Origin of the sequence: Chryseobacterium aahli (assembly GCF_022699665.1) — a bacterium.
GTDB lineage: Bacteria > Bacteroidota > Bacteroidia > Flavobacteriales > Weeksellaceae > Chryseobacterium > Chryseobacterium aahli.
The window spans coordinates 1-26460 of record NZ_JALDNB010000018.1 but is presented as its reverse complement, the minus strand read 5'-3'; the positions used below and the strand labels follow the sequence as shown (position 1 = coordinate 26460).

General features: G+C 34.9%; 21 protein-coding genes and 2 rRNA genes. 14 read left to right on the top strand and 9 right to left on the bottom strand.

Going from position 1 to position 26460, the window contains the following annotated elements:
• Positions 1–42: 42 nt before the first annotated feature.
• The 7 genes from guaB to MQX03_RS20350 form a co-directional block, all read right to left on the bottom strand.
• On the bottom strand, positions 43–1503 hold the full coding sequence (gene guaB / locus MQX03_RS20380) for an IMP dehydrogenase (RefSeq protein ID WP_242805493.1): 1461 nt from the start codon (positions 1501–1503) through the stop codon (positions 43–45).
• 154 nt (positions 1504–1657) lie between these two features.
• Positions 1658–2158: a DUF4252 domain-containing protein gene (locus MQX03_RS20375; protein ID WP_242805491.1), complete on the bottom strand. Its 501-nt coding sequence runs from the start codon at positions 2156–2158 to the stop codon at positions 1658–1660.
• A gap of 11 nt (positions 2159–2169) precedes the next feature.
• Positions 2170–3438: a DUF4252 domain-containing protein gene (locus MQX03_RS20370; protein WP_242805489.1), complete on the bottom strand. Its 1269-nt coding sequence runs from the start codon at positions 3436–3438 to the stop codon at positions 2170–2172.
• A 68-nt stretch (positions 3439–3506) separates the two neighbouring features.
• A complete protein-coding gene (locus tag MQX03_RS20365) occupies positions 3507–4160 on the bottom strand; it encodes a hypothetical protein (RefSeq protein WP_242805488.1) in 654 nt (217 codons plus the stop codon).
• Positions 4135–4644 (bottom strand): RNA polymerase sigma factor, encoded by a 510-nt coding sequence (locus tag MQX03_RS20360; protein ID WP_242805486.1) that lies wholly within the window; start codon positions 4642–4644, stop codon positions 4135–4137. Before MQX03_RS20360 ends, MQX03_RS20365 begins: the two co-directional genes overlap by 26 nt.
• Before the next feature lie 97 nt (positions 4645–4741).
• On the bottom strand, positions 4742–5902 hold the full coding sequence (locus tag MQX03_RS20355) for a GlmU family protein (protein WP_242805485.1): 1161 nt from the start codon (positions 5900–5902) through the stop codon (positions 4742–4744).
• Positions 5903–6005: 103 nt separating this feature from the next.
• Positions 6006–6257, bottom strand: coding sequence for a type B 50S ribosomal protein L31 (locus MQX03_RS20350; protein ID WP_129535844.1), 252 nt, complete (start codon positions 6255–6257; stop codon positions 6006–6008).
• A gap of 186 nt (positions 6258–6443) precedes the next feature.
• Here MQX03_RS20350 and MQX03_RS20345 point away from each other — a divergent pair, with 186 nt between their 5' ends.
• The 14 genes from MQX03_RS20345 (at position 6444) to MQX03_RS20280 (ending at position 25324) form a co-directional block, all read left to right on the top strand.
• Positions 6444–7856, top strand: a complete 1413-nt coding sequence (locus tag MQX03_RS20345; RefSeq protein ID WP_242805484.1) for a hypothetical protein — start codon at positions 6444–6446, stop codon at positions 7854–7856.
• Positions 7856–8182, top strand: a complete 327-nt coding sequence (locus tag MQX03_RS20340; protein WP_242805482.1) for a nucleotide pyrophosphohydrolase — start codon at positions 7856–7858, stop codon at positions 8180–8182. Before MQX03_RS20345 ends, MQX03_RS20340 begins: the two co-directional genes overlap by 1 nt.
• A gap of 78 nt (positions 8183–8260) precedes the next feature.
• Positions 8261–9535 carry a 3-phosphoshikimate 1-carboxyvinyltransferase gene (gene aroA / locus MQX03_RS20335; RefSeq protein ID WP_242805480.1) on the top strand — a complete coding sequence of 425 codons (1275 nt, stop codon included), beginning with the start codon at positions 8261–8263 and terminating at the stop codon, positions 9533–9535.
• Between the two features lie 6 nt (positions 9536–9541).
• On the top strand, positions 9542–10036 hold the full coding sequence (locus tag MQX03_RS20330; RefSeq protein ID WP_242805478.1) for a hypothetical protein: 495 nt from the start codon (positions 9542–9544) through the stop codon (positions 10034–10036).
• Between the two features lie 11 nt (positions 10037–10047).
• On the top strand, positions 10048–10842 hold the full coding sequence (locus tag MQX03_RS20325; protein WP_242805476.1) for an SDR family oxidoreductase: 795 nt from the start codon (positions 10048–10050) through the stop codon (positions 10840–10842).
• 230 nt (positions 10843–11072) lie between these two features.
• Entirely contained in the window at positions 11073–12584 is a 1512-nt protein-coding gene (locus MQX03_RS20320; RefSeq protein WP_242805474.1) for a BamA/TamA family outer membrane protein, read from the top strand.
• 194 nt (positions 12585–12778) lie between these two features.
• Positions 12779–15934, top strand: coding sequence for a SusC/RagA family TonB-linked outer membrane protein (locus MQX03_RS20315; protein WP_242805472.1), 3156 nt, complete (start codon positions 12779–12781; stop codon positions 15932–15934).
• 9 nt (positions 15935–15943) lie between these two features.
• Positions 15944–17425: a SusD/RagB family nutrient-binding outer membrane lipoprotein gene (locus MQX03_RS20310; RefSeq protein WP_242805470.1), complete on the top strand. Its 1482-nt coding sequence runs from the start codon at positions 15944–15946 to the stop codon at positions 17423–17425.
• Positions 17426–17516: 91 nt separating this feature from the next.
• Positions 17517–19862 carry a phosphocholine-specific phospholipase C gene (locus MQX03_RS20305; RefSeq protein ID WP_242805468.1) on the top strand — a complete coding sequence of 782 codons (2346 nt, stop codon included), beginning with the start codon at positions 17517–17519 and terminating at the stop codon, positions 19860–19862.
• Between the two features lie 225 nt (positions 19863–20087).
• The gene (locus tag MQX03_RS20300; protein ID WP_242805466.1) at positions 20088–20666 is read left to right on the top strand and encodes a hypothetical protein; all 579 of its coding nucleotides are present in this window, start codon (positions 20088–20090) and stop codon (positions 20664–20666) included.
• Positions 20667–20761: 95 nt separating this feature from the next.
• Positions 20762–21562, top strand: a complete 801-nt coding sequence (locus MQX03_RS20295; protein WP_242805465.1) for a WxL protein host-binding domain-containing protein — start codon at positions 20762–20764, stop codon at positions 21560–21562.
• Positions 21555–24281, top strand: a complete 2727-nt coding sequence (locus MQX03_RS20290; RefSeq protein ID WP_242805463.1) for a COG1470 family protein — start codon at positions 21555–21557, stop codon at positions 24279–24281. Before MQX03_RS20295 ends, MQX03_RS20290 begins: the two co-directional genes overlap by 8 nt.
• A complete protein-coding gene (locus MQX03_RS20285; RefSeq protein WP_242805461.1) occupies positions 24278–24808 on the top strand; it encodes a hypothetical protein in 531 nt (176 codons plus the stop codon). Before MQX03_RS20290 ends, MQX03_RS20285 begins: the two co-directional genes overlap by 4 nt.
• Positions 24809–24817: 9 nt before the next feature.
• On the top strand, positions 24818–25324 hold the full coding sequence (locus MQX03_RS20280) for a hypothetical protein (protein ID WP_242805459.1): 507 nt from the start codon (positions 24818–24820) through the stop codon (positions 25322–25324).
• Between the two features lie 777 nt (positions 25325–26101).
• On the opposite strand, the gene rrf is transcribed toward MQX03_RS20280, so the two are convergent.
• Together rrf and MQX03_RS20270 are read right to left on the bottom strand one after the other, a co-directional pair.
• Positions 26102–26209 (bottom strand): 5S ribosomal RNA (gene rrf, locus MQX03_RS20275).
• Between the two features lie 145 nt (positions 26210–26354).
• Positions 26355–26460: ribosomal RNA gene (locus tag MQX03_RS20270) — 23S ribosomal RNA — on the bottom strand; the annotation flags it as partial.

The window sequence follows — 26460 nt, the reverse complement described above, 5'->3', positions numbered from 1 at the left end:
CCGATTCTATATAAATAAAATTATTTCTTTAACTCTGATGTATTACAAAGAATAGTTAGGAGCTTCCTGAGTAATAATCACATCATGTGGATGAGATTCTTTCAATCCGCTTCCGGTAATCATGACCATTTTGGTATCTTTCTGTAATGCTTCGATATCTTTAGCTCCACAGTAACCCATTCCGGCTCTAAGACCTCCGGTCAATTGGAAAATCACATCTTCCAACTTCCCTTTATGAGGAACTCTACCTTCAATACCTTCCGGTACGAATTTTTTAGCTTCACTCTGGAAATATCTTTCTTTACCGCCTCTCTTCATTGCAGAAAGACTTCCCATCCCTTGGTAAGCTTTGAATTTTCTTCCTTGGTAAATGATTTCTTCACCTGGAGATTCATCAGTTCCTGCTAAAAGTGAACCTACCATTACGGCTCCTGCTCCACTTGCTATTGCTTTTACGATATCACCTGAAAGTTTAACACCTCCATCAGCGATAACGGTTACATTTTTAGATTTAGCATATTCGTAAACGTTGTAAATAGCTGACAATTGAGGAACTCCAACTCCTGCAACAACTCTCGTTGTACAGATAGATCCCGGACCAACACCTACTTTAAGAACGTTTGCACCAGCTTTAATCAAATCTTTTGCACCTTCTGCCGTTACTATGTTTCCACCTACTAAATCTAAATCTGGATAAGCTTTTCTGATTTCAGAAATTCTATCTAAAACTCCTTTTGAATGACCGTGTGCAGAATCAATAGCGATAATATCAACACCAGCCTTCACCAATGCAGCAATTCTATCCATTGTATCTTCTCCTACTCCAACTCCGGCTCCAACGATTAAACGACCGTTTTCGTCTTTGTTTGCGTTAGGATATTCTAACTGATTATCAATATCTTTAATGGTAATTAAACCAACAAGTTTATATTCTTTATCTACAATCGGAAGTTTTTCAACTCTGTTTTTAAGAAGAATCTCTTTTGCTTTTTCAAGGTTTGTGCTTTTGTCAGAAGTAATCAGCTTATCTTTCGTCATAATCTCTTCCACTTTCATATCAAGATTTTCCTGATATTTCACATCTCTGTTGGTGATAATCCCAATTAAAACATTATCTGCGTCTACCACAGGAAGACCAGAGATTTTATATTTAGCCATCGTTTCTTTAGCCTGAGCCAAAGTGTGATCTTTAGAAAGCGTAACAGGATCTGAAATCATTCCGTTTTCTGAACGTTTTACACGATTAACCTGTGCAGCCTGCTCAGCAATCGGCATGTTTTTGTGAATGAAACCCAAACCACCAACTCTTGCCAAAGCAATTGCCAAATCAGCTTCTGTAACAGTATCCATCGCTGCGGAAACTATGGGAACATTAAGCGTAATTTTATCGGTAAGTCTTGATTTTAATGAAACCTGGTTAGGTAAAACTTCAGAATAAGCAGGGACTAGAAGCACGTCATCGAAAGTGATGGCTGTCTCTACAATTTTGTTATGAATAGACATCTTTACTTTCTTGCAAAATTAAGGCTTTTTAGCGAGATACGAAAATCCTTTTTAATAGTTTAAATAAAACTTAACAATCAATTATATTTATTAAAAAAGTCGCAATCTAAATGACTGCGACTTTCTACAATATAAAAATAAGTTAATATGAATTCTATTTGTCTGAAACATGACTGATCATCTGAGAGATATCATCCGGAGTGAAACTTCCTTTTACATCCACAAAGACCAATTCTTTATCTGAATTTACGGTGATCAGCATATTTTTGATAGATTCACCTTTTTGCTTTACTCTGATGTTTACGTTATTTCCGTCATGCTTTATAGTTGCCCAATCTTGGTAATTGTTGTTGTTTAAATAATTAGAATAATCATTCAGCATTGTTTTGTTTCCGTTTTCAACGGTCATTATTTTTATTTTCGAAATTTTTTTTACGAGATCATACACCGCTTCACTTTCACCATCTTCTTTCAATGCTCTCTTGATATAGGGCTTCGCTAAAAATAACGGAACATTAAAACTCACAAATCTTGCACCTTGGTAATCATAATCTGCATTTGAGAAAAATTCCATATTTGGTTTTTTTGAAACCACGCAAGATTGCATGAAGGAAATTGTACAAATGGCAATAAAGATTGTTTTTAAAATTTTCATGGTTGGTGTTTTTAGTTGATTGATGAAAGACTTCCTCCGGACATTTTACTTACATCAGAATCAATCTTAGGATTCCCTTTGTATCTTACCGATCCACCTGAAGATGCTTTCACTCTCATTTTGTCTTTCACATTCACAGAAACACTGCTTCCTGATGTAGATTCTACTTCTGCATTGTTTATTCTAAGGTTATCTGCTTTTACCTCCGCTCCACTGCTTACATCAATCATTCCGATGTCTGAATTTCCTTCTAAGTTAACACTGGAACCACTTGAACATTTTACCAAAATTTTTCCTGAAGTGACACTTGCTTTCACATCAGAACCTGAGCTAGCACTAAAATCCGTTGTGTTATTTACTGTAAACTTACCGGCAACACTAGATCCTGAGGAAGCATCAATTCTAAGATTATTTTCTTTAATTGAATTCACAACCGTAAAAATAGAACCAGATGAAGTTTTAATATTATCCATTCTTGGAGAAGAAATATTGACACTTAAGTTTTTAAATTTCATCTTTTTTGCGCCTTTGTTATCGATGTACACTTTCAAAACACCGTTCTCAACTTTTGTGATGATATTATGAAGCTTATCCGAATCTGCATAAACCTTAACGTTGGTTGCATTTTCCTGCTTGAAAACCACATTCACGCCTGTACTCACTTCAATTCCTGAAAAATTGCCTACATTTCTGGTTTCACCATTTAAATAAGATGAATCATTATCAGAATTAAAACTGTTTTTTACAGTCGTGGTGATCGTAGAACTTGTTTTTGTCTCGCTGGAATTGATAATTTTATTCACATCATCCATTGAAAGTTTCCCATCAAGCATTACCAAGATATTTTCGCCGTTTCCGCTGTCAATTCTTAACAGAATATCTTCAAGAAGTCCGTTTTTAGCTTCTGATGAAAGAAATTTAATCTTACTATCTCCATTTTTCACAGACATCATTTCGCTGTAATTCATGTTTTTCAGGTAAGAAGTAATTTCTTTATTCAGCTGATTGAGATTATTCGAAGATTTTCCGTTTTCAGGACTTTCTGTGATTAAAACTTTCAATCCGTTGATTTTGGCAAGTAAAGGTTTTATCTGATCCAATTCTGAATCTGCAATGTTAAGATTGCTGAGCATCCCAAACATGGGTTTTGCAATTTTGATGGAAGTTACTCCTTCAACTTCCTGATACTTGTCGAAAAGCTGGTCTAATTTTTCTCTTTGCCCGTACACATTGAAAAAATGTGAAAAAGCGAGTGCGAATATGATGAATATTTTTTTCATGACTTTAATTTAAATTTAGTTGACTACAAGCCGCCTGATCAGTTGCGTAATTTATATTGATTGTTCTATTAGTATTCTACGTTGTCCATTACTTTTGGCTGTGTCAATGCCTGATTCATGTTGTTGGCAACTACCTGAAATGAATATTTTGTAACATTAATGGCTTCTTCCATATTTTCGATTCTTTTCCCGTTGACGATAACATAAGAATCTCTGTATCCTGTGGAATCTTTTATATTTTTAACTCCGGAATTGTTCACATATCTCGGCTTTGTTTCCTTTTTAATTCTGCTTTTTTTAGAAAGAATTTTATCTAGAACATCTACTTCCGCCAAAGAAACCTCCTGAAATATGGAATCTTTTTTCTCTCCTGAAATTGAGTCGTTGCTTAGTACTGCAACCTGAGTCTGATGCTCGTGATTTTCTTTAATAAAATCAGATTTTTGCTTTTGAATTTCGTTTTCAACCAATTGTGCCTGATTTTCTACGTCTCCATTTTGATTATCATTAAAAATCAATCCGACACTGAAAATCAAAACTACACTTGCTGCCATCCAAAACCATTTTGGGAATGAAGGTTTACCTTTATCGATAGGAATAATTTTAGCTTCATTATTACCTTCTGCCTTTTGAAGAAAATCTTCAAAATCCCAGTTCATTTTTTCTTCTTTTAAGTCATTGAATACTTCTGTATATTTATCCTGATATTGTTCGTTGCTCATAGCTCATCAGTTGTGAGATTTGTTCTTTTACTTTTTGTCTTGCCCGCATAAGATTCACTCTTACTGCATTTTCTTCCATTTCCAGCATTTCGGAAATTTCAGACACATCATACTCTTCTACATCTTTCAAATGGATGACCATTTTCTGTTTCTCAGGAAGCTGATTGATAAAACCAATGATATGCTCCTTGAGATTATTCACATCCATACTGTAGAGTTCCGACCGGTGAAGCTGCAGATCTGCAAAGCCTAACTTCACGTCGTGGTGTTTCAATCTATTGAGGCATTCATTTTTTACAGATTTTAATGCGTAGGATTTTAAATTTCCAAATTTTTCAAGTTCTTCTTTTTTCTGCCAAAACTTGATCATTAAATCTTGTACCACATCTTCTGCCTCATCACTGCTCATGACAAATCTTTTCGCAAAACGATACATCTCATCTTTGAGAATGAAAACCGTGTTCTTGAAAATCTCTTGGGTCATAAGTTTGTTTCTATAAGTAAGACATCTAAAAACTGAAATATATTACATGTAAAACAAAAAAACTTCAAAAAAGTTTGAAGTTTCATTATTATATGCTTTAATATTCGTCAAAAATATGTTTCAAAATTGCCTTATCATCGTCTGTCAAAGGTAGTTTTCGTCTTGCCATTACTTTTTCGGCGACTTCGTAAGCTTTGTCTAATTTAAATCTTTCATCATCTTTAAATCCGCCCCAGGAAAAACTCTCAATCAGATTTGGAGCAAAGCCTGCTCTGAAAATATTGGCAGCCACTCCAATGACTGTTCCTGTATTTAATTGAGTATTGATGGCGGTTTTAGAATGATCTCCCATAATTAAACCTGCAAACTGCAAACCTGTATCTTCGAAATGTTTGGTTCTATAACTCCAAAGCTTTACGCTTGCGTAATTATTTTTAAGATTAGAGGAATTGGTATCTGCACCCAGATTACACCATTCACCAATCACAGAATTTCCTACAAAACCGTCGTGACCTTTATTAGAATATCCGAAAATAATAATGTTATTCACCTCTCCACCCACTTTAGAATGTGGACCAATAGTAGTTGCGCCATAAATTTTTGCTCCTAAATTAAATTTAGAATCCTCGCACAATGCAATCGGGCCACGAAGATTACACCCTTCCATCACTTCAGCATTTTTTCCGATGTAGATTTTTCCGGTTTTAGTATTAATAGTGGAAAATTCGATTTGTGCACCTTCTTCGATGAACAAATCTTTCTTATCGCCTAAAAATCCGTTGGTTGAAGATAATTCTTGAGAAGTTTTTCCTTGGGTTAATAATTCAAAGTCAAAATCGATGGCTTTATCATTATAGGTAAAAAGATCTGTTGGCTTTTTAAAGAAAATCAGTTCTTCTTTGATGTCGGTCATTTTCTCAATCTGATTCAGAGAAAAACCTTTCATATTGATTCTTGCAGCGATTAATTCATCTTCATAAACCAAAGCTTCACCTAGTTTCAAATCTTTTATCTTCCGAATAATTGTTTCTGTCGGTAAAAAATTGGTTACCAAAAAAAGACTTTCCACATCTTCCGGATTTTTAAATTTTCCTTGAAGATAATTTTCTGTAAAAAAAGAAACTTCAGTGTTGTCTAAAATATTCTGCCATCTTTCTGAGAAAGTCAAGATTCCGCATCGCATTTCTGCAACAGGACGGGTAAAAGTAAGCGGAAGAAAATCTTCCCAATATTGTGCATCTGAAAATACTAGCTGCATTGTGATTTATGTTTAAAATTCTAAGTTTGATCGTCTCACAAAAATACAAATAAAAAAGTCTTCCAAAATTTTGGAAGACTTTAAATATTTTTAAAACAAAAAATTACTTAGAGAATTTCTTGTATTTATTCATGAACTTGTCTACTCTACCTGCAGTATCAACTAATTTAGTCTTTCCTGTGTAGAAAGGGTGAGAGCTAGAAGAGATTTCCATTTTGATTAATGGGTACTCTACACCTTCGTGCTCGATAGTGTCTTTAGTTTCAGCAGTAGATTTTCCTACAAATACCTCGTCGTTACTCATATCTTTGAAAACAACAAGTCTATAATTTTCTGGGTGAATTCCTTTTTTCATAATACAATTTTTTAAAAAAATTAAAGTTTTGCTTTCGAAATAGTAATGGTATTTCTCTGCTAAATTTTAGGTTGCAAAAATACAATATTTTTTATAATATACAAATAGTTGTACAATAATTTTTTAGAGATAAGAAAATTAAAGTATTTTCGTTAAATTTGGAATCTATATAAAACTTCATTATCAATGAAATTCAAATTACTACTGTTTTGCTCTTTCTGGACGCTTCTATTCGCAGTTTCTTGTAATAAAGACGAAATTTCTTTTGACGCACCGTCTCAGGAATTGAGTTTTTCAAAAGACACTGTATTTTGCGACACCGTTTATCATCAGGTTCGTTCAGAAACTTATGCTGTGAAAATATACAATAATGAAGATAAAGATGTTATGATCCCGAGAATCAACCTTGAAAAAGGTGCTGCTTCTCTATATAAAATCAATGTAGACGGAAAATCTGGTTATGATTTCACCAATGTACCTTTAAGAAAAAAAGACAGTCTTTTTATTTTTGTTGAAATTGCTCCTCAGGCAACAGGTCCGGAGGCTATTGCTGAAGACCGTATCCTTTTCAATAGCGGGGCTGGTCAACAGCATGTGACTTTATTTTCTGTGGTGCAGGATGCCGAATTCTATATTCAGACCCCTTCGAATCCTAACGTCCTGACTAATCACACAACCTGGACGAATAATAAAGCTAAAATTATCTATGGCGACCTTACGATTGATCAAAATGTGATTTTAGACATTCAGGCAGGAACAAAAGTTTATTTTCATAAAAACAGCGGAATGAAAGTTGCCGGCGGTGCAACATTAAATATGAACGGAACTCAAGCCGACCAGATTATCGTCCGTGGCGACAGAAATGATTCTTATTACGACACCATCCCAAGAAACTGGAATTCTATTAAAATGGAACCCGCCTCTATTCTGAATATGAATCATACCCGACTTTTTGGCGGAACCAAAGGTTTAGACATGAAACAGGCAAATGCCACCATAAAAAATTCGTTCATCCACACTTTCCAAGAATTTGGAATTTATGCTGTAGCTTCTACTGTAAATGCAAGTAATTTGGTGATGAATAATTGCGGAGAATCTGCAATCGGGATTTTCAAAGGTGGAAATCACACCTATACCCACGCAACAATTGCGAATTATTCTTCAACGATGGGTTCTCTTAACCGTATGGGAATTTTCGCCACCAACGAATGGAAAAACGAAAACGGACAAACCGAGCAGGGAGCTTTGCAGAACCTAAATATTCTCAATAGCATCGTTTACTCAGACAGAGATGATTCAGTGAATTTTGAGCAGACACCAGGACAGCAATTTCAGTATTTGATTCAAAATTCATCGATAAAATATTCCGGAGCTTCAGGGGCAGGATTTACATTTGATAACAATCCTATGAATGTGATTCAAAGTATTAAAAATGAAGATCCGAAATTTGTCAATTACTTCGCAGCGCAAATGAATCTTCGTGTAAAAGCAGATTCACCGGCAAGAAATAAAGGCGCAGTTTCAATCGCAGCAACTGTTCCTACAGATATTGTGGGTACTACAAGAACTACAAGCCCAACTTTAGGAGCATATCAATAATGGAAATCACAAATCTGCAGCAGCAAGTCGATAAATGGATCAAAACCATTGGCGTTCGTTATTTTAATGAACTGACCAATATGGCAATGCTGACCGAAGAAGTAGGAGAAGTTGCAAGAATCATCGCAAGACGATACGGCGAACAAAGCGAAAAAGAAAGCGATAAAACCAAAGATTTGGGTGAAGAATTGGCTGATGTATTATTTGTAACCTTATGTCTTGCCAACCAAACCGGAATCAATCTGCAGGAAGCTTTTGATAAAAAAATGAAAGCGAAAACTGATCGCGATAAAGATCGTCATCAGAATAATGAAAAATTGAAGTAGATCTCAGATGCTAGACTTCAGATATTAGACCATTGAAAGTCTGACATCTAACATCTGAAGTCTCAAAATCTTTAAATAATGAAGCTAGAAAAATCAAAATTAATCGGAAATAAAACCATACAAATCAGCGGTTCGAAAAGTATTTCGAATCGTTTGTTGATTTTGGAAAGTTTATTTTCAAACATAAAAATCGGGAATTTATCTAATTCTCAGGATACACAATTATTAAAAAAAGCACTTTCTGAAACCTCGTCAGAGGTTCGTGAAGACTTTGAAAAAAAGCAAAAATCTTCTGAACAAAACACTGAAACTGTTGACATTCATCATGCAGGAACGGCGATGCGTTTTCTGACATCCTATTATTCTATTCAGGAAGGAAAAACTACCATTCTTACCGGTTCAGGAAGAATGAAAGAACGACCGATTAAAAATCTGGTGACCGCTTTACAGAATCTCGGCGTTCAAATTGAATACTTAGAAAATGAAGGTTTTCCGCCATTGAAAATTACGGGAAGAAAAATCACTGAGAAAAAAGTGGATGTTCCGGCAAATATTTCAAGTCAGTTTATTACTTCTCTCCTACTGATTGCAGGAAGATTGGAAAACGGTCTGGAAATTAATTTGGTTGGTGAAGTTACTTCAAGGTCATACATCGAAATGACTTTGGATATTCTGACCAAATTCGGGATTAAAAATACCTTTGAAGGAAATACTATAAAAGTTGAATCATTCATCAATAATCATTCATCAATTATAAATTACGAAGTAGAAAGCGATTGGAGTTCGGCGTCGTACTTCTATTCATTCGCAGCAATTGGAAGAGAAACAATCCATCTGAAAAGTTTTTACAAAGAATCTACACAGGGAGATTCTACGATTGCAGATATTTATGAACGGTTTTTCGGGATTAAAACTATTTTCACAGAAGACGAACACAAGCTGACCCTTCAGCCTATTGAAAATTTCCAATTTCCGGGAAAAATTGTTTTGGATATGAATAATTGTCCGGATATTGCACAAACGCTTTGTGTGACAGCAGCAGCTTTGAAAATTCCATTTGAAATTTCTGGATTGGGAACTTTAAAAGTAAAAGAAACCGATCGACTTTCAGCTTTACACAACGAGTTGAAAAAATTAGGAACGGAAACGGAAATTACAGATTTAACCATACAATCTTTAGCATTTAAAGATGCGGAAGAAAATATTTCTATTAAAACATATCAGGATCACAGAATGGCAATGAGCTTTGCTCCGTTTTGTCTTATTAAAGAATTGAATATTGAGGACGAAAATGTAGTGGAAAAATCTTATCCGATGTTTTGGGAAGATTTGACACATATTTTGCTAAAATAAACTCATATGAAAAAGTACATCTTCATCTTAACGTTTTTAATTCCGGCTACCTTTTGGGCACAATATCTTTTGCTCAATGAAGAAGTTGTCTATTCTTTTGAAACCAAAAATGGCAAGAAAATGTCTTTGGTCAAAGATAAAACCAATCAATACATTCAGTACCGTTTCGGATCTGAAAACAAAGTCGAAATGGAATTTCCGACCGAAAGAACAAAAGAAAGCTGGAAGAAATTTCATTATAACTCCTATATGCGAGGTGGTGGAAAAGACAATGCCGGAATGGAAATCGACAACCTTTTATTTAAGAATAATGGATATGAATATGTGATATTCAGAGCGTATCATTCTGAAGGAAACGATTACTCTGCGGGAATAATCATCAAAGACAGCAAAGGAAAAGAAAGCAGAATTTCAGGAAATTATAAAACTGTGGAGGGCTGTATTTGTAATCTGCAAGATACAGGAATGATTGAAAGAGAAGATATCGGCTTAACATTTTAAATTAGAAAAAATTGAATAAAACTATAATCATCACCGGAACATCCTCAGGAATTGGTTTCGTGTTAGCAGAATATTTCGGGAAGAAAGGTCATAAAGTCTACGGTCTGAGCCGAAAATTCACCGAAAGTCAATATTTCAAATCAATACCGACAGATATTACAGATAACGATGCCGTTCAGAATGCCATTGCTGAAGTTTTAAAAACAGAAACAAGAATTGATATTTTGATTAACAACGCCGGAATGGGAATGGTAGGTTCTGTGGAAGACTCTACAAAAGAAGATATTCTACAATTATTTAATCTGAATTTGGTGGGTGCTGTGCAAATGATGAGTGCTGTTTTACCAAAAATGCGTGATAATAAATTCGGAAAAATCATCAACGTTTCAAGCATCGGAAGCGAGATGGGATTGCCGTTTCGTGGGTTTTACTCGGCTTCAAAATCTGCTTTAGACAAAGTGACCGAAGCCATGAGATACGAAGTGTATCCTTGGAATATCGATGTTTGTTCGCTTCATTTAGGTGACATTAAAACCAATATTGCAGAAAACAGAGTCAAGACGAAAGTTTCTGAGCCTTACAAAAACGTTTTTGATAAAGTATATGCATTGATGAATTCTCACGTTGGCGACGGAACAGAACCATTGGAAGTTGCAGAATATGTTGACCAACTTTTAACTAAAAAGAAGTGGAAAGCTCATTATTATTTCGGTAAATTCGGGCAGAAAATCGGAGTTCCTTTGAAACGGATTTTACCACAGGGAACGTATGAGAATTTAATGAAGAAGTATAATAAACTGGCTTAGATTCAGTTATTAAAACAAATTTTAAATCTCTAAAATAAAACAGCAATTTTGTCATTCCGTAGGAATCTAAACTAACTATTTAAATTCTTTGACTAAATTCCTACGAAATGACAAGTAAAAATTATATTTTCTAATAGTTGAAGTTATTTCTAAACATATTTTTCATCCTGTTTTGCGTTTTTACACAAGCGCAGAAGAAACATTATTTTCTGATTGATTCTGAAACGAAAGTGAAAAAAAAAGTAAAAGATTCTGTCTCTGCAGTGAAATTTCTTGATTCTTTGGCGCAAAGCAATTATTTTTTCACAGAATTAAAGGATGTAAAAATAAAAGGTGACAGCACAGAAATAATTTATGACAAAGGAAAAAACTTCAACGAAACTTTCGTCACGCTTTCTGATTCTATCATTAAAAAACACAAAATTGAACGGGATTTTTTCACAAAAAATTTAGACTCCACAAAGAAAGTCATCAACAAAAAATATATTGATGACGGTTTTGCTTTCAGCAGAATAAAATCAAAATACAAAGGTCAGAAAAACGGTTATCCGATTGTGGAACTTGATATCAATAAAAATGATAAGCGGACGATTGATGGTTTTGTAGTGAAAGGTTATTCCAGAGTTCCTAAAAGATTTATGAAAAATCTTGAAAAAGAATTTAAAGGGAAAACCTACGATGATAAAAATCTGATTTCCATTAACAAAAATTTTCAAAGTCACGCTTTCGTTAGTCTTGAACGGCCTCCGCAAACCCTTTTCACAAAAGATTCTACGCAGATTTATCTTTTTATGGAAAAGAAAAAGACCAACAGCTTCGACGGAGTTATTGGTTTTGGAAATGATAAAACAGATAAATTTACTTTAAACGGAACACTGAATGTGAATTTCAGAAATATGTTCAACGGTTTTGAAACCGTGAATTTATATTGGCAGAGAAACCCGGACAAAGGTCAGAATTTCGATCTTCAGGCTGACATTCCTTATTTATTTAAATCAAATGTGGGTTTGAATATGAAAGTGAATATCTTCAGACAGGATTCCACTTTTGCTAATGTAAAAGCCCTTCCCGCTCTGTATTATCACATGAACAGCCGAAATAAAATCGGTTTGAGAGGAACTTTTGAAAACTCTACAATCATAGATTCACTCTATGTTCAAGGGAAAGATTATAACAAAAAAGGGATCGGGATCTGGTTTGAAATGGTTGAACCTACAGACATCGATCTATTTCTTTATAAAACAAAAATCAATGCAGGATATGATTATCTGACGACAATTTATACCAAAGACAATATTACGGCTCCGCAAAATCAGTTTTACTTTTTCGGGGAACACAATTATAATATCAACGGCAATCACTTCCTCAACATCAAAGCTGAAGGTGCAATGATGGATTCTAAAGTCGATTTTTCTGCCAATGAACTCTACCGTTTTGGAGGCTGGAATTCTTTGCGGGGTTTCAATGAAAACTCTCTCGCAGCCGACTTTTATTATTACGGAAGTTTAGAATACCGCTATCTCATCGGAAATCAGGCATTTTTTGACGTCTTCGGGCAATACGGCCAGCTCAATAATAAATCGCTTAACGTAAAGCCTAAATTGTACAGTGTCGGGCTTGGTTTCAATTTCTTTATTCCTATTGGCTTGATGAGTTTCCAGTTGTCGAATGGTAACGAATTTGGAAATCCGTTCAAGTTTAACGACATAAAAATTCACTGGGGAATTTTGAGCAGATTCTAATACAGAAAACTCAATGTTTTCCGATGTTATATATATTTATAAAAAAACAAAAATTCTTTTACATACCACAAATTTCATCTTTATCATTACATTAATTTTCATCATTGTCTCTTATTGAAATAATATTTTTTTCGTAACAAAGTGTTAAAACCTAAGTAACAGTACCCCTCTAAATTTGCAGTCAAATTTAGAAAATGAAAAAAACTTTAGCCACGTTTACGGTATTGTTGCTTCCACTCTATCTGAGTGCGCAAGAAATCAACATTACCGGAACTGTAAAATCAGAAGAAGGAACCGCAGTTTCTGGAGTAAGTATTACCGACAAAAACACGGGAACAACAGTTACATCAGATGAAAATGGAAATTTCACGATTTCTGCCAATCCGAAAGATATTTTAGAGTTTTACTCTGATCATTATTCACTTTACACTGTAGAAGTTTCTTCGAGAAGAAATTACACCATCGTGCTGAAAAAAGTAAATGAAAAACAGATTGAGGGTGTTGTAATTACTGCTTTAGGAATTGAAAAAAAGAAAGAAAAATTAGGATATTCTACTCAAGAAGTTAACACCAAACAGTTTGAAACAATCACTACACCAAGCTTAGGAAACTTATTTTCCGGTCAGGTTGCCGGTTTAAACGTTTCGAACCCTACAGGAATGCAGCAGAAGCCAGTTTTTTCTCTACGAGGAAATACTAATTTGGTTTATGTTATCGATGGTGTCATTGTTGAACCAGAAGTTTTTCAGAATTTAGATCCAAACAATATTTCGAATATTAACGTGCTGAAAGGAGCAACTGCTTCTGCTTTGTACGGATCAAGAGGTAGATACGGAGCTGTTTTAATCACGACAAAAAACGCTAAGAAGCAAGGGTTTTCTGTTGAGTTTTCTCAAAACACAATGGTTACTGCAGGTTTTACCAATCTCCCGGAAACTCAGACTGAATATGGGAATGGTTCTCAGGGAAAATATGAATTTTGGGACGGAGCCGATGGCGGAGTAAATGACGGAGATATGATTTGGGGACCAAAATTTGTTCCCGGTTTGAAAATCGCTCAATGGAACAGTCCAATAAGAGACAAGCAAACCGGACAAGTTATTGAATGGTATGGAACTGTAGCTGGAAGTCCTTATGATGATAAGTCAAGATACGAAAGAGTTCCGATCGACTGGAAATATCATGATAACTTAAAAACTTTCATGAAGCCTGCGGTCATCAACAACAACAATTTCTCGATCAGTTATAAGCATAACAAAGATTCTTACCGACTTTCGGGGAACTTTATGAATTATGACGACAGAATTCCTGAGGCCTATCTGCAGCGTTACGGAATCAACTTTGCGTCTCAAAATTATTTCGGAGAGAAATTTATTTTTGATACTAAATTTAATTTCAACCAGACTTTCACACCCAACGTTCCCAATTATGACTACAATCCGAGCGGTCATATGTACACGATTTTGATTTGGATGGGAGGCGATGTAGACGGAAATGCTTTGAAAAATCATCTCTGGGTTCCGGGACAGGAAGGAAAAACACAAGCCAACTGGAACTACGCTTGGTACAACAACCCTTGGTTTGGTGCTGAAAAATATAAAAATCAAAACCGCACGAATATCATCAATGCTCAAACAAGCTTAGAGTATAGGGCAACAGAAGACATTTCCATCAAAGGAAGAGCTTCAATTGTTGAAAACCACAACAAACAGGAGATTTCAAGTCCGTACTCTTATTTTAATTACAGCGCTCCAAGAAACGGAGGCTATATTGTGAATGACACCAAAACCTGGAATATGAACTCTGATATCTTGGCAACATACAAGAAAAAGATTTCAGACAATTTTGATTTTAGTGTGAATGCAGGAGCATCAACTTTTTACTATAAAAATGATATAGGTAATGCTTCGACAGACGGATTAAAGATTCCGGAAGTGTATTCATTAGATAATTCTACAGGTGCTGTAAAATATTACAATTACCTAAAAGAAAAACTCATCTACTCTACTTACGGAACAATTGATATTGGTTTGTACAACGCATTTTTCATCAACGTTTCGGGAAGAAATGATTGGTCATCAACGTTGCCAAAAGCCAACAGATCTTATTTCTATCCTTCTGCTTCATTGAGTACGATTGTTTCTAATTTGGTTACAATGCCTGAAGCGATTAATTTATTGAAAGTTTCAGCATCATGGGCAAAAGTAGCGTATGACTTTCAGCCTTATGCTATTAGAAATTACTATTTAAATAACAACGGAGTTAGTTTTAACGGAAATCCTACGTTCTATTATCCGACGACTTTGAATTATGAAAATTCACTAAAACCTGAACAGACCAAATCTTACGAAATCGGTTTAACGGCTGGTATGTTTAATAATAGAGTGACTTTAGACGCAACGTATTTCCGAACTTTAGATTATGACAATATCCTTCAGTTTCCAAGTACACCTTCTTCAGGATTTACTTCCCAGAACGTGAACGGAAACGAATACACAACCAAAGGTCTGGAAATCTCTTTAGGTTTAGTTCCCGTTAAATCTACCAATTTCACCTGGAGATCATTAATCAACTGGAGTACCTATGAGAAAACCTTAACGGAAATCTACGCCGGAATGCCAAACTACAACAACATCAAGTTGGGTGAAAGGATGGACACCTACTACGACGTAACATGGCAAAAATCTCCGGATGGAAAAGTGATTTTAAATGCTACAACCGGAATGCCTACAAGAGCAACCACACCAACTAATCTCGGACATTTCAACCCGGACTGGACTTTTGGATTTAACAACACCTTTAAATACAAAAAATTAAGTTTAAACATCGGAATCGACGGTAGCATCGGCGGTGTGATGAGATCTCAGGTGGTAGAAAAAATGTGGTGGGGCGGAAAACACCCGAACTCTACTGCTTACAGAGATATTGAATATGCAAATCCTGGAACGTATTACTTTGTTCCGGACGGTGTAAATTACAATGCTACTACAGGAGCTTACACAACTCATACCACGCCGATTAGTTTCCAAAGTTGGGCGCAGAATTATCCTTATCAGGCGAGAGTGACGGAGAACGAAAGCGAATTGTTTGCGAATGTTTTCGACAGAACTTTTGTTAAACTAAGATCAGTAGTTTTAGAATATGACTTCTCTCATTTATTAAACCCGAATGGTTTTGTAAAAAGCTTTACCGCAAATATTTCAGGGTACAATTTAGCCATGTGGAAGAAATCTAAAAATCTTTACTCAGATCCGGATTTCCAGATTGGAAGTCAGACGTCAGGTTCAGGAAATGATATTCAGGATCCTTCGAGCAGATGGTTCGGAATCGGATTTAATCTTAAATTTTAATTAAAACAAATGAAAAACAATATCTTCAAAATAGTAGTTTTAGCCGTTGGATTATTTTCACTTTCATCGTGCGAAACCGATTTGGATAAAATCAACGAAAACCCAAATGATCAGGCTAATATCGACCCGAAATATCTTTTAACATATGTTTCAAAATCTGCATTTGCCGTTCAGGGAGATCCGATGTATGCTTCCAGAATGCTGATTGGTACCGATGGTGAAAACATTTACCAATATATGAAATGGAACGACGCTTCATTTGGTACGTACAGTACAGATTTGCTGAACACAATGAAAATGATGCAGGAAGCCGAAAGAATTAACAATAAAAATTATCAGGCAATTGGTAAGTTTTACAGAGCTTTTCATTTCTATAATTTAAGTTTAAAATTCGGAAGCATCCCTTATTCTGAGGCGATAAAAGGAGAATCGGGAATTACACAGCCAAAATATGACAGTCAAGAAACGGTAATGGCAGGAGTTTTAAATGAACTGAAACAAGCCAATGATTTAATTAATTCTTCAGATGCGATTGCCGGGGACATCATTTTCAACGGTGACGCTACAAAATGGAAAAAATTGATTAACTCTTTCCGATTGAAAGTTTTAATGACTTTATCTAAAAAAACAACCGTTGGAGGAATTAACATTGCCACTGAATTTGCTTCAATTGCAGGAAGCCAAAGTTTAATGACTTCCATTCAGGATAATGGTGAACTGAAATTTGCAGATGCTGCAGACAGCCGATATACGACTTTCAACAGCAGCGGATACGGTTCTAGTCTGTATATGGCAAATTACTTTATCAATCTATTCAAAGACAGACAAGATCCAAGAATTTTTACGTTTGCAGAGCAGACGACCTCGGCTAAAGAAAATGGTTTGGCAATTACCAACTTTAATGGTTATAACGGAGGAAATCCTACTTCACCTTATGCTGATAATGCCGCTTTGATTACTGCTAAAAACATTTCAAAAGTCAACGAAAGATTTTATAAAGATGCTACCAATGAACCTTCATCTATTCTTTCTTATGCTGAACTTGAATTTATTTTAGCAGAAGCCACAGCAAGAGGCTGGATTTCCGGATCTGCAAAAACGCATTATGACAATGCCATTAAAGCTAGCTTTCAATTCTACCAGACCAATGTAAAAAATTCGAATCAGTATTTTGCAGGATTTAATGTTGATAATTACTTGGCGGGTTCGTTAGTGGTTTATAATAATTCGGCGCCGCTTCAGACTCAGCTTGAAAAAATTATTACCCAAAAATACATGACGATGTTTCATCAGAGCCAATGGACTTCTTATCAGGATTATCTGAGAACTGGTTACCCAAATCTGCCTTTGCAAACAGGAGTTACTGCGCCTTCAAGATTCAGATATCCACAGGTGGAATACAATTATAATAATATCAATCTGCAAGCTGCATTAGCTGCACAATATAACGGACAGGATAATATTACATCAAAACCTTGGTGGTTGCAGTAACAGAAAGCTAACAATTTTGTAATTTTCAATTTAAGAAACCGTAAGCTGATGATGATACTTGCGGTTTCTTTCTTACTTAGTATTTTTCGATATGAACAGAAGAGAATTTTTAGAAAAATCGGGAATTTTAATGGCCGGTTTGGGAACTTCAAGTATGTTGCATCCTGCAATTTTAAAAGCTTTAACAATAGAAGCTACTGCCGGATCTACATTTTATGATGCAGAACACGTTGTGATTTTAATGCAGGAAAACCGTTCTTTTGATCACGCTTTCGGAGCTTTGAAAGGAGTTCGGGGATTTTTAGATCAAACTGCGTTCGTTAAAGAAGATGGCCACTCTGTATTTTTTCAGAAAAATAATGATGGAAAATATGCTGCTCCGGGAAGATTAGATTTAAAAAACACAAAATCTACTTGGATGAGCTCACTTCCCCATTCTTGGTCTGATCAGCAACACGCTCTGAATGGAATGAAGTACGACCAATGGCTTCAGGCAAAAGCTTCTGGAAATAAAAATTATAAGGAAATGCCGTTGACTTTGGGTTATTACAATCGTGAAGATTTGCCCTTTTATTATCAGTTGGCAGATTCATTTACAATTTTCGACCAATATTTCTGTTCGTCATTAACGGGAACTACACCCAACAGATTATTTCTTTGGTCTGGAACGATTCGTGAACAGCAAAATGGCAAAGTAAAAGCCAATGTTTACAATGACAACATTGATTATGATAAAAACAGACAGGCAAGATGGAAAAGTTTTCCTGAAATACTGGAAGAAAAAGATGTCTCGTGGCGAATTTATCAAAATGAAATCAGTCTTCCGAAAGGAATGCCGGGTGAAGAAGAATCTTGGTTGAGCAATTTTACCGATAATCCGATTGAGTGGTTTTCTAATTTTAATGTCAAATTTTCTACAGGTTACCATCAAAATATTCCCAATCTCATTAATCATTTAAAAACTGAAATTGAGAAAAATCCGAAAAACAAAGAACGTTTTGAAAATTTAATTAAAGAGCTTGAAGAAGATTTAATAAAATACCATCCTGACAATTTTGCAAAGCTTTCACAAAAAGAAAAAAATCTTCACAAAAAAGCATTCACCATCAATTCGGATGATCCTGATTACTGGAATTTGGAAGTGGGAAAAGATGAAAACGGTGAAAGGCTGATTGTTCCCAAAGGTGATGTCTTGCATCAGTTCAGAAAAGATGTACAAGACAAAAAACTTCCATTAGTTTCCTGGTTGGTTGCGCCTGAAAGATTTTCTGATCATCCGGGTTCGCCTTGGTACGGAGCCTGGTATATTTCTGAAGTTCTGAATATTCTTACACAAGATCCTGAAACGTGGAAAAAAACAATTTTCATTATAAATTATGATGAAAATGATGGTTATTTTGATCATATTATCCCTTTTGCTCCGCCCGTCAATCCTAATCAACTCGTTGATATGAACGGAAAAGAAGGCGTAGAATATGTGAATAAGAATCAGGAATATATGTCAAATTCTGATCTTCGTGATAACGAAAGAATAGAGGGAACGGTTGGTTTAGGATTTCGTGTTCCGATGATTATAGCTTCACCTTGGACGAAAGGTGGTTTTGTCAACTCTCAGGTTTCTGATCATACTTCAGTTTTACAATTTCTTGAAAAATTTATACATAAAAAATATAATAAAGATGTAACGGTAGACAACATCAGCGATTGGCGGAGAGCAATCTGTGGTGATTTAACATCAGCTTTCAACAAATCTGAAAGTAAAATCCCTACAATGACTTATTTGGATCAAAAAGAGTATGCAAAGATCATTAATTCAGCAAAAAATAAACCTACACCCGATCTTAAATGGTATTCTGAAAAAGAAATCAATCATCAATTATTACAAATTCAGGAAAGAGGCATAAAACCATCCAACCCATTACCATACGACTATGAGGTCAATCTTAAAAATAATAATATTGTAATGACCAACCTTAAAGATACTGCGGTACCTTTAATTATTTATGATAAAAATAAATTTAGTACTCCGGATTATTATTTTTCTTATGCGCTCTATTCAAACAATGAGATCTCGCACGAAGTGAATGAGGCCGTATATAATTATGAAATATTAGGACCTAACGGTTTTGTCCGAAAATTTAAAGGAAATAAAAAAGAAGAGGTAGAAGTAACTTTATCAAATAACATTTCTAAAAATGAAGTTGAAATAAAACTGAATAAAATTTCTACTCACAAAACAGATATTATTTTAGAAAATCTGTATGACAGAAAAAAACAAGAAATCTCTCTCAAATCATCAGGAGAAAAAATTATTTTTAATCTTGATAAAACAAAAGGCTGGTACGATCTCAAAATAAAAACTGAAAATAACAGCTGGCATTTTGCGGGAAGAATAGAATCAGGAAAACCTACAGTGACGGATCCTCATTGGTCTTAAAATAATTTAAAACTTAGACAAAATCTTACACAAAACAATGTGTAAGATTTTTTTTGATGTTGACTTTAGTCATAATATTTACTGCTTTGTTTTTTATAACTATGAAAAACAAATTATTTAATTATTATTAGATATTGTAAATGAATACATAACAATAAAAAATTCTTATTAAATATTTCATATTGTAATGAATTTTATTAACTTTAGAAACTAAAACTTAATTCCATGAGAAAAACAACATTAACCTTAGCTATGTCTTTAGCAGCTTTTGCTTTCTCAGCAAATCTAAAAGCGCAAGACAGTAACACAGACAATCACACCATCGGGATTACCATTCCTGAAGTAGCACTCGTCGACATTGAGCCTGCTGCCAACAAAAACATAACTTTAGGATTTACAGCTCCTGATGAGGCTGGTCTTCCTATCGTTCCAAGTGGTACAAACAACACACTTTGGCTGAATTATTCATCGATTAAATCTGTTGCAGATGCTACCCGCAATGTTTCGGTAAAAGTAGATGCGATAATCCCTGGTATTGACATCAGAGTAACTGCTGCTACAGCAACCGGTTCTGGAGGAGGAACTCTGGGAACTCCATCTGCGCAGTTGACGCTAACTGCCGCAGATCAAACAATCATTTCCGGAATTGGAAGTGCTTATACAGGAGATGGCGCAAATAACGGTCACAATCTTACGTATGCATTAGCTGCAGGAAGTGGATCTGGTACCATCGCTGCTTACGCAGATCTTGAAGCAACTACAACTGCTGTTGCAACTGTGACCTACACTATTTCGGATAACTAAATTCTGAAAAACATCTTTTAAACCCGGAGAAATTTAAGATTTAAGTTTCTCCAAGTTTTTCTTGTCTTTATCTTAAACTCAAACTTTACATTCAAATGCTAAAGCGTACCATCTTTTTTATTATCCTGATGTTTTCATCTTATTTTATAAAAGCTAACATTGTCATACTAAACGGGCTTTCACACAATTATAAAGTAGAAAACGGACATATTTATAAAGGAAAAATAAGTCTAGAAAATACAAGCAATCAGCCACAAAGTATAAAATTATTTCTGCAGGATTTCAACTATCAGTCAGACGGGTCAATACAGTACACAGTTCCAAACACAAATCCTAAAACTAATGCTCATTGGATTAAGTTAAATACAAATCTGATTAATCTAAAAGCGAAACAAAAAACTGAAGTTTTATACGAAATTACAATTCCAAAACAAGTTGCTGATGTGGGAAGCTATTGGAGCGTAATCATTGTAGAGCCAGTAGACAACATTAGACCAAGCAACGAAAAAGAAGGCGTAAACATAACATCCATCGTTCGATACGCCATTCAAATTATCACTGATATAGATTCTGAAAAAGCAAAACCCAATCTAAAATTTGAAGGAGTAAAAATTGAAAAAGAAGATAAACTACAAATTTTAAAAATTGCGGTCGCCAACGAAGGAAATCTTTATTGCAAACCCAGCATAGCAATTGAAATTTATAACAAAAAAAACGGAGACAAAGTCGCAACTTTTTCAAGTCTGCCAATGGGATTGCTACCGCAGACTTCAAAATCATTTTATATCGATATCAGTAAAATGCCTCCGGAAAAATACAATGCGGTTCTCATTGCCACCGATGAGGACGAAAATGCATTCGCACTCAATGTTGAACTAGAAATAAAAAATGAATAAAACGTGGCTACTATATATTACCATTCTATTCCCCGCACTACTTTTTTCTCAAAAAAAAGACAGTTTAAAGCCGGGAACTTCATCTTCTATTTCATTCATCATAGAAAACAAAACTTCCGAGAATAAAATATTTGACATTGCGATTGAAACGTCTCACCAATCAATCATTCCGATTTTAAAAAATGATCAGATAAAAATTTCTTCTAACGAGAGCACAATTCACATTGTTCCGTTAAAAATTGCTACAGAAACTCCACAAGGTCAACATAGAATTACAATAAAAGGAATCGAAAAAAATACAAAAGAAGAATTTATCCAAACTTCAGATTTTATCGTTTCCGGAAACAGAAAACTTACATTGACCGCAATTAATTCTCCTGAATTTGTAAAAGCCGGGGAAACTATTAAATCAACTTTCATTTTAAAAAACAACGGCAATGTTTCCGAAAATTTAATTCTAGAAAGTAAGAATGCTGTCGTTGATGAAGATATTGATCTAAACTTACCTGCAGGAGAAGAAAAATTAATTACCATCAGTAAAATCACCAACCCAGAATTAGGGAAAAATGAATTTGTAAATCTAAATCTTACAGTTTATCCGGTAGGAAATCCCAAAGAGAATCAAACTATTTATACAAGCATTAAAATAATTTCAACAAAGCCTATTGAAGATGATATTTTTCATAGAATTCCCATCTCTGCATCAATGTCTTTTGTCGGAATGCAAAACCGAGGCGAATATAATGATGGATTTCAGGGCGAAATTTATGGAAAAGGAAGTTTAGATCAGGAAAACAAAAATCTATTGGAATTCCGTGCAATCACAAAAAATCCTGTAGAATTCAATTCTTTTACTCAATATGAAGAATATTTTGTGAATTACAAACGAGACAATTTATATATACATCTCGGAGATAAAAATTACTCTTCTTCATTTTTAACGGAATATGCGAGATACGGGCGTGGCGCAGAAATCAGATTTGATTTTAAAAAAATAAGTTTTGGCGGTTTTTATAATCACCCAAGATTTTTCAGAGATATAAAAGATGAATTTAATTTTTATACGAAATTTAAAGTCTCCAAAGAATCAGAAATTACTGCCGGATACCTATATAAAATCCCGAGAAAAGAAAACGTAAGCTTTAGTTTTAGCAATCTAAGATTAGATTCCAATGCACATTTACCATACATCGCTGCAAAATTTAAGCTCAATAATAACCTTGAAATTGCTGGAGAAACATCTTACAGTAAAACAGATAATGCAGAAGGAACGGCTTACATGTTGCAAACTCATGCAAATTTTAAACAAGTCAGCGGAAACCTGATGTATATGAGATCAAGCCCAGAATATGCAGGATATTTTAACAACACCAATACATTTAATGGCAATCTACAGTTCAGGATTTCAAAAAAAATAAATTTAATTTCGACCTATACTCAGGATGCAAGAAATTTTCAGAGAGACACTCTATTTCTTGCAGCACCTTATAGAAAATATCTGCAGTACGGAATTCAGTATAAATATTTACCCAGCGGTTCAATCATGCTTTATAACGGGTTTCAAAGATATGAAGATCGCTTGATGCCGAAAGAATTTGATTATAAAGAACATTTTTTCAAAGTAAGCCTTGACCAGCAAATCGGAATTTTTCAATTGAATTTTGAAGGACAATTCAGTAAAACTAATAATTTCTTGTCGGGATTTTCGGGTAATTCAAGTTTCTATACAGCGAATGTAGGTTTTGAAAGGTTTAAAACTTCATTTAATCTATATGGAAGTTATGCGGTCACTTCACGCTATCAGCTACAAAACCAGAAACAGTTTTATTACGGTGCGAGAATGATGAGCCGTTTTTCTGATAAAACCAGCTTCAGTTTATTTTATCAGAATAATTATATGCCCGAAGATTATTATACTGACAGAAATCTTTTTGAACTTCTTTTTCATCAACAACTCTTCAGAGGTCATGAATTTGATTTGTCTGCACGATACAATTTGCAACGTGGAGAAATGGGAAATAAAGATTTTATTTTCTCACTTCGCTATACTTTAAGAATGAATGTTCCGATTCAAAAAACTGCAGAATACACCACACTTTCCGGAACGATCAATAATCTTGCAGTAAAAAAAGTAGACGGCATCCGTTTGATTTTAGGAAATCATCTTTCTGTAACAAACAAAAACGGAAATTACGTATTTAAAAATGTAAATCCCGGAGACTATATTTTGGAAATCGACCGATCGACAACAGAAATCAATGATATTCCAGATATTAGTTTACCGATTTCTTTAGTTTTAAATCAAAAAGAAAATATTTTTAATTTCAGGTTGACAAGTGCAGCGAGTATTCAGGGAAAAATTGATTACTCCGAGCCCGAAAGTAAATTAAGTTTTGCACAACTTCCACTTAAAAAAGACAGAAAGAAAAAAGAAAATTTAATTATTGAAGCTTCAAACGGAGAACAGACCTTTAGAAAGCTCGCGGTAATCGGGCAAAATTTTGATTTTATTTATCTGCGTCCCGGAGATTGGAAAATTAAAGTGTATCGGAATGGTTTAGATAAAAAATATAAAATTCCGATTGATCAGTTTGATATAAATCTAAAACCATCAGAATCAAAAAATATTATTATCAATGTTATAAAACAGCAATCTGAAATAAAATATCAGCAAGAGAGTATAAAAGTAAGTTACAACGAAAATAAAAAACAAGAATGAATTATTTTAAAATATTGATTGTAGCTGTTAACTTATTTTCTTGTAATGCATTTTCACAAACAACAGGAAACAGAACGATCGGCATCACATTACCCGTTGTAACATTAATGGATATTGAACCTGCAGGAAATATTACAATGAATTTTACGGCACCTACTGACGCAGGAAGACAATTGATTGCGCCTGCTCCCAACACCACAAAGTGGATTAACTACACATCTGCAATCGCATCAGGTGGAGTCACAAGAAGAATTACCGCCTCAGTAAATCAGGTGATACCGGGAGTTGATATTAGACTACAAGCTGCGACAGCATCAGGAGGAGCCGGCGTTTTCGGAATCCCAACTGCAACAGTAACTTTATCTGCAACTTCACAAACAATTATCAGCGGAATTGGTGGCGCATTTACCGGCAATGGCGCAAATAACGGACATCGCATCACCATCACATTATCTGCGAACACCTATGCAAACTTATCTGCAAGAACAAATACACCGGTCGTAATCACCTATACCATCACCGAATAACCGAAGATTATGAAAATTAAGACAAAATTTTTAAAATATTTCTGTAGTATCATCTTATTAGGATTTGCAACAAGTATAAAATCTCAGACTTTAACTGTAGGTGGAACAAACTGGACTGTACCTATAACTCCCATTACAGAAGCAGGAAATAATTATTCTGGGACTTATGAAAGTGTTGCCAACCAAATTCTTTTAGCGGCATCAGTTCCCTTACTTTTAGGAAATGCAAAAGTATCTGTGCATTATGAACCCAACCCAACTTGGCATAATTCTTTGCTCTTAGCAGCTAAGAGAACAGGAAATGGGACAACACTCTGCGTACTTTGTACCATAACAGGTGGAACGACCTATTTGCCGTTCACCCAGACTGCTGTTGAATTATTCAGAATTCAAGCAGTTTTAGCATTAGCTTCATACTCAAATATTCCTATTCAAATACAACTGAGTGGAGTTTCAGTAACTACTCCAGTTGCCAGTTACAACAGCAGAATAGTTTTTACAATTAGTGGCCTTTAAAACTTCTCTCTTTTATTGGGAGCTTCATCCAGCTCTACACTATATCTTTTTTGTGCCTGTGCTTTTACCGGATAACAAAAAAGGATGCCGTTTCGATCTGGGCTAGGTGTGTGACTACATTCTTTGATTATCTGTCAAAAAAACAATGATTTTTTTATTTTCAAGACTATTACTTGATGGTTGATGGTTACACAAAATTATATATTGTAACACTATTTTAGGGCTATTGGTTCTTAAATCCGCAGAGCGGCGGACTGTTAATAGAAAAAGACAGCTCACGAAAAGTTGAAGCTCCGGAGGAGCGACTTGTAAATTCTGTGCAGCATTTACAAATGAGGAATAGATAGCGTTCCTACGGAACGCGCTTGTGACCGCTTCAGCCTTTTTCCACACAGATATTGCTCCTACGGAACAATACTGACAAAATGGTTTAATAAATTTAAGTTACCAATTAACTAACCTTAATAAATTTCGAACTCTCAATCCATTCAATTTCAAACTTAATTTCAGATGATACTGTTTACCGATCATTGCTCTATAAATCTGATTGATGTACTAAACATCCCGAATAATTGACTCAAAAAACTTTACCATTAATCTCATTTCCTGAAGCGTGAGTATTGGAATCCTAATCCCGTAATCGCTCTACTTGAACCTAAAATCCATAGACTTAAACTCTCATTCGGCAGGCACTGGCTCTTTAATTTTTACTTTCTCACTAAGGTTTAGGACAAAAAAAAGTCTCATACAACTGAATGTATGAGACTTTTAAATAAAAACTGGCGGCGACCTACTCTCCCGCTTTCGCAGTACCATCGGCGCTGGTGGGCTTAACTTCTGTGTTCGGAATGGGAACAGGTGAGCCCCACCGCTAAAACCACCCTAAAGGTTGTATATAAGATATCAGAGGATAGATTTCAGATTTCAGACTTTTATGGTCTGTTATCTGATGTCTTGTATCTGACATCTGTTTTATCGATAAAAATGTTCACAAAGAGAGAACCTTGATCGCAATTAAGCGTTGCCAATTAGGCTATAAATCTACGGGTAATTAGTACTACTCGGCTATGCTGTTACCAACTTTACACCTGTAGCCTATCAACGTCGTCATCTCCAACGACCCTTAAAAGATGTCT

What these genes read in the sequence shown, in the direction of transcription:
- guaB (WP_242805493.1), bottom strand. Translation starts at nt 1,503, where the DNA reads ATGTCTATTCATAACAAAATTGTAGAGACAGCCATCACTTTCGATGAC.
- MQX03_RS20375 (WP_242805491.1), bottom strand. Translation starts at nt 2,158, where the DNA reads ATGAAAATTTTAAAAACAATCTTTATTGCCATTTGTACAATTTCCTTC.
- MQX03_RS20370 (WP_242805489.1), bottom strand. Translation starts at nt 3,438, where the DNA reads ATGAAAAAAATATTCATCATATTCGCACTCGCTTTTTCACATTTTTTC.
- MQX03_RS20365 (WP_242805488.1), bottom strand. Translation starts at nt 4,160, where the DNA reads ATGAGCAACGAACAATATCAGGATAAATATACAGAAGTATTCAATGAC.
- MQX03_RS20360 (WP_242805486.1), bottom strand. Translation starts at nt 4,644, where the DNA reads ATGACCCAAGAGATTTTCAAGAACACGGTTTTCATTCTCAAAGATGAG.
- MQX03_RS20355 (WP_242805485.1), bottom strand. Translation starts at nt 5,902, where the DNA reads ATGCAGCTAGTATTTTCAGATGCACAATATTGGGAAGATTTTCTTCCG.
- MQX03_RS20350 (WP_129535844.1), bottom strand. Translation starts at nt 6,257, where the DNA reads ATGAAAAAAGGAATTCACCCAGAAAATTATAGACTTGTTGTTTTCAAA.
- MQX03_RS20345 (WP_242805484.1), top strand. Translation starts at nt 6,444, where the DNA reads ATGAAATTCAAATTACTACTGTTTTGCTCTTTCTGGACGCTTCTATTC.
- MQX03_RS20340 (WP_242805482.1), top strand. Translation starts at nt 7,856, where the DNA reads ATGGAAATCACAAATCTGCAGCAGCAAGTCGATAAATGGATCAAAACC.
- aroA (WP_242805480.1), top strand. Translation starts at nt 8,261, where the DNA reads ATGAAGCTAGAAAAATCAAAATTAATCGGAAATAAAACCATACAAATC.
- MQX03_RS20330 (WP_242805478.1), top strand. Translation starts at nt 9,542, where the DNA reads ATGAAAAAGTACATCTTCATCTTAACGTTTTTAATTCCGGCTACCTTT.
- MQX03_RS20315 (WP_242805472.1), top strand. Translation starts at nt 12,779, where the DNA reads ATGAAAAAAACTTTAGCCACGTTTACGGTATTGTTGCTTCCACTCTAT.
- MQX03_RS20310 (WP_242805470.1), top strand. Translation starts at nt 15,944, where the DNA reads ATGAAAAACAATATCTTCAAAATAGTAGTTTTAGCCGTTGGATTATTT.
- MQX03_RS20305 (WP_242805468.1), top strand. Translation starts at nt 17,517, where the DNA reads ATGAACAGAAGAGAATTTTTAGAAAAATCGGGAATTTTAATGGCCGGT.
- MQX03_RS20300 (WP_242805466.1), top strand. Translation starts at nt 20,088, where the DNA reads ATGAGAAAAACAACATTAACCTTAGCTATGTCTTTAGCAGCTTTTGCT.
- MQX03_RS20295 (WP_242805465.1), top strand. Translation starts at nt 20,762, where the DNA reads ATGCTAAAGCGTACCATCTTTTTTATTATCCTGATGTTTTCATCTTAT.
- MQX03_RS20290 (WP_242805463.1), top strand. Translation starts at nt 21,555, where the DNA reads ATGAATAAAACGTGGCTACTATATATTACCATTCTATTCCCCGCACTA.
- MQX03_RS20285 (WP_242805461.1), top strand. Translation starts at nt 24,278, where the DNA reads ATGAATTATTTTAAAATATTGATTGTAGCTGTTAACTTATTTTCTTGT.
- MQX03_RS20280 (WP_242805459.1), top strand. Translation starts at nt 24,818, where the DNA reads ATGAAAATTAAGACAAAATTTTTAAAATATTTCTGTAGTATCATCTTA.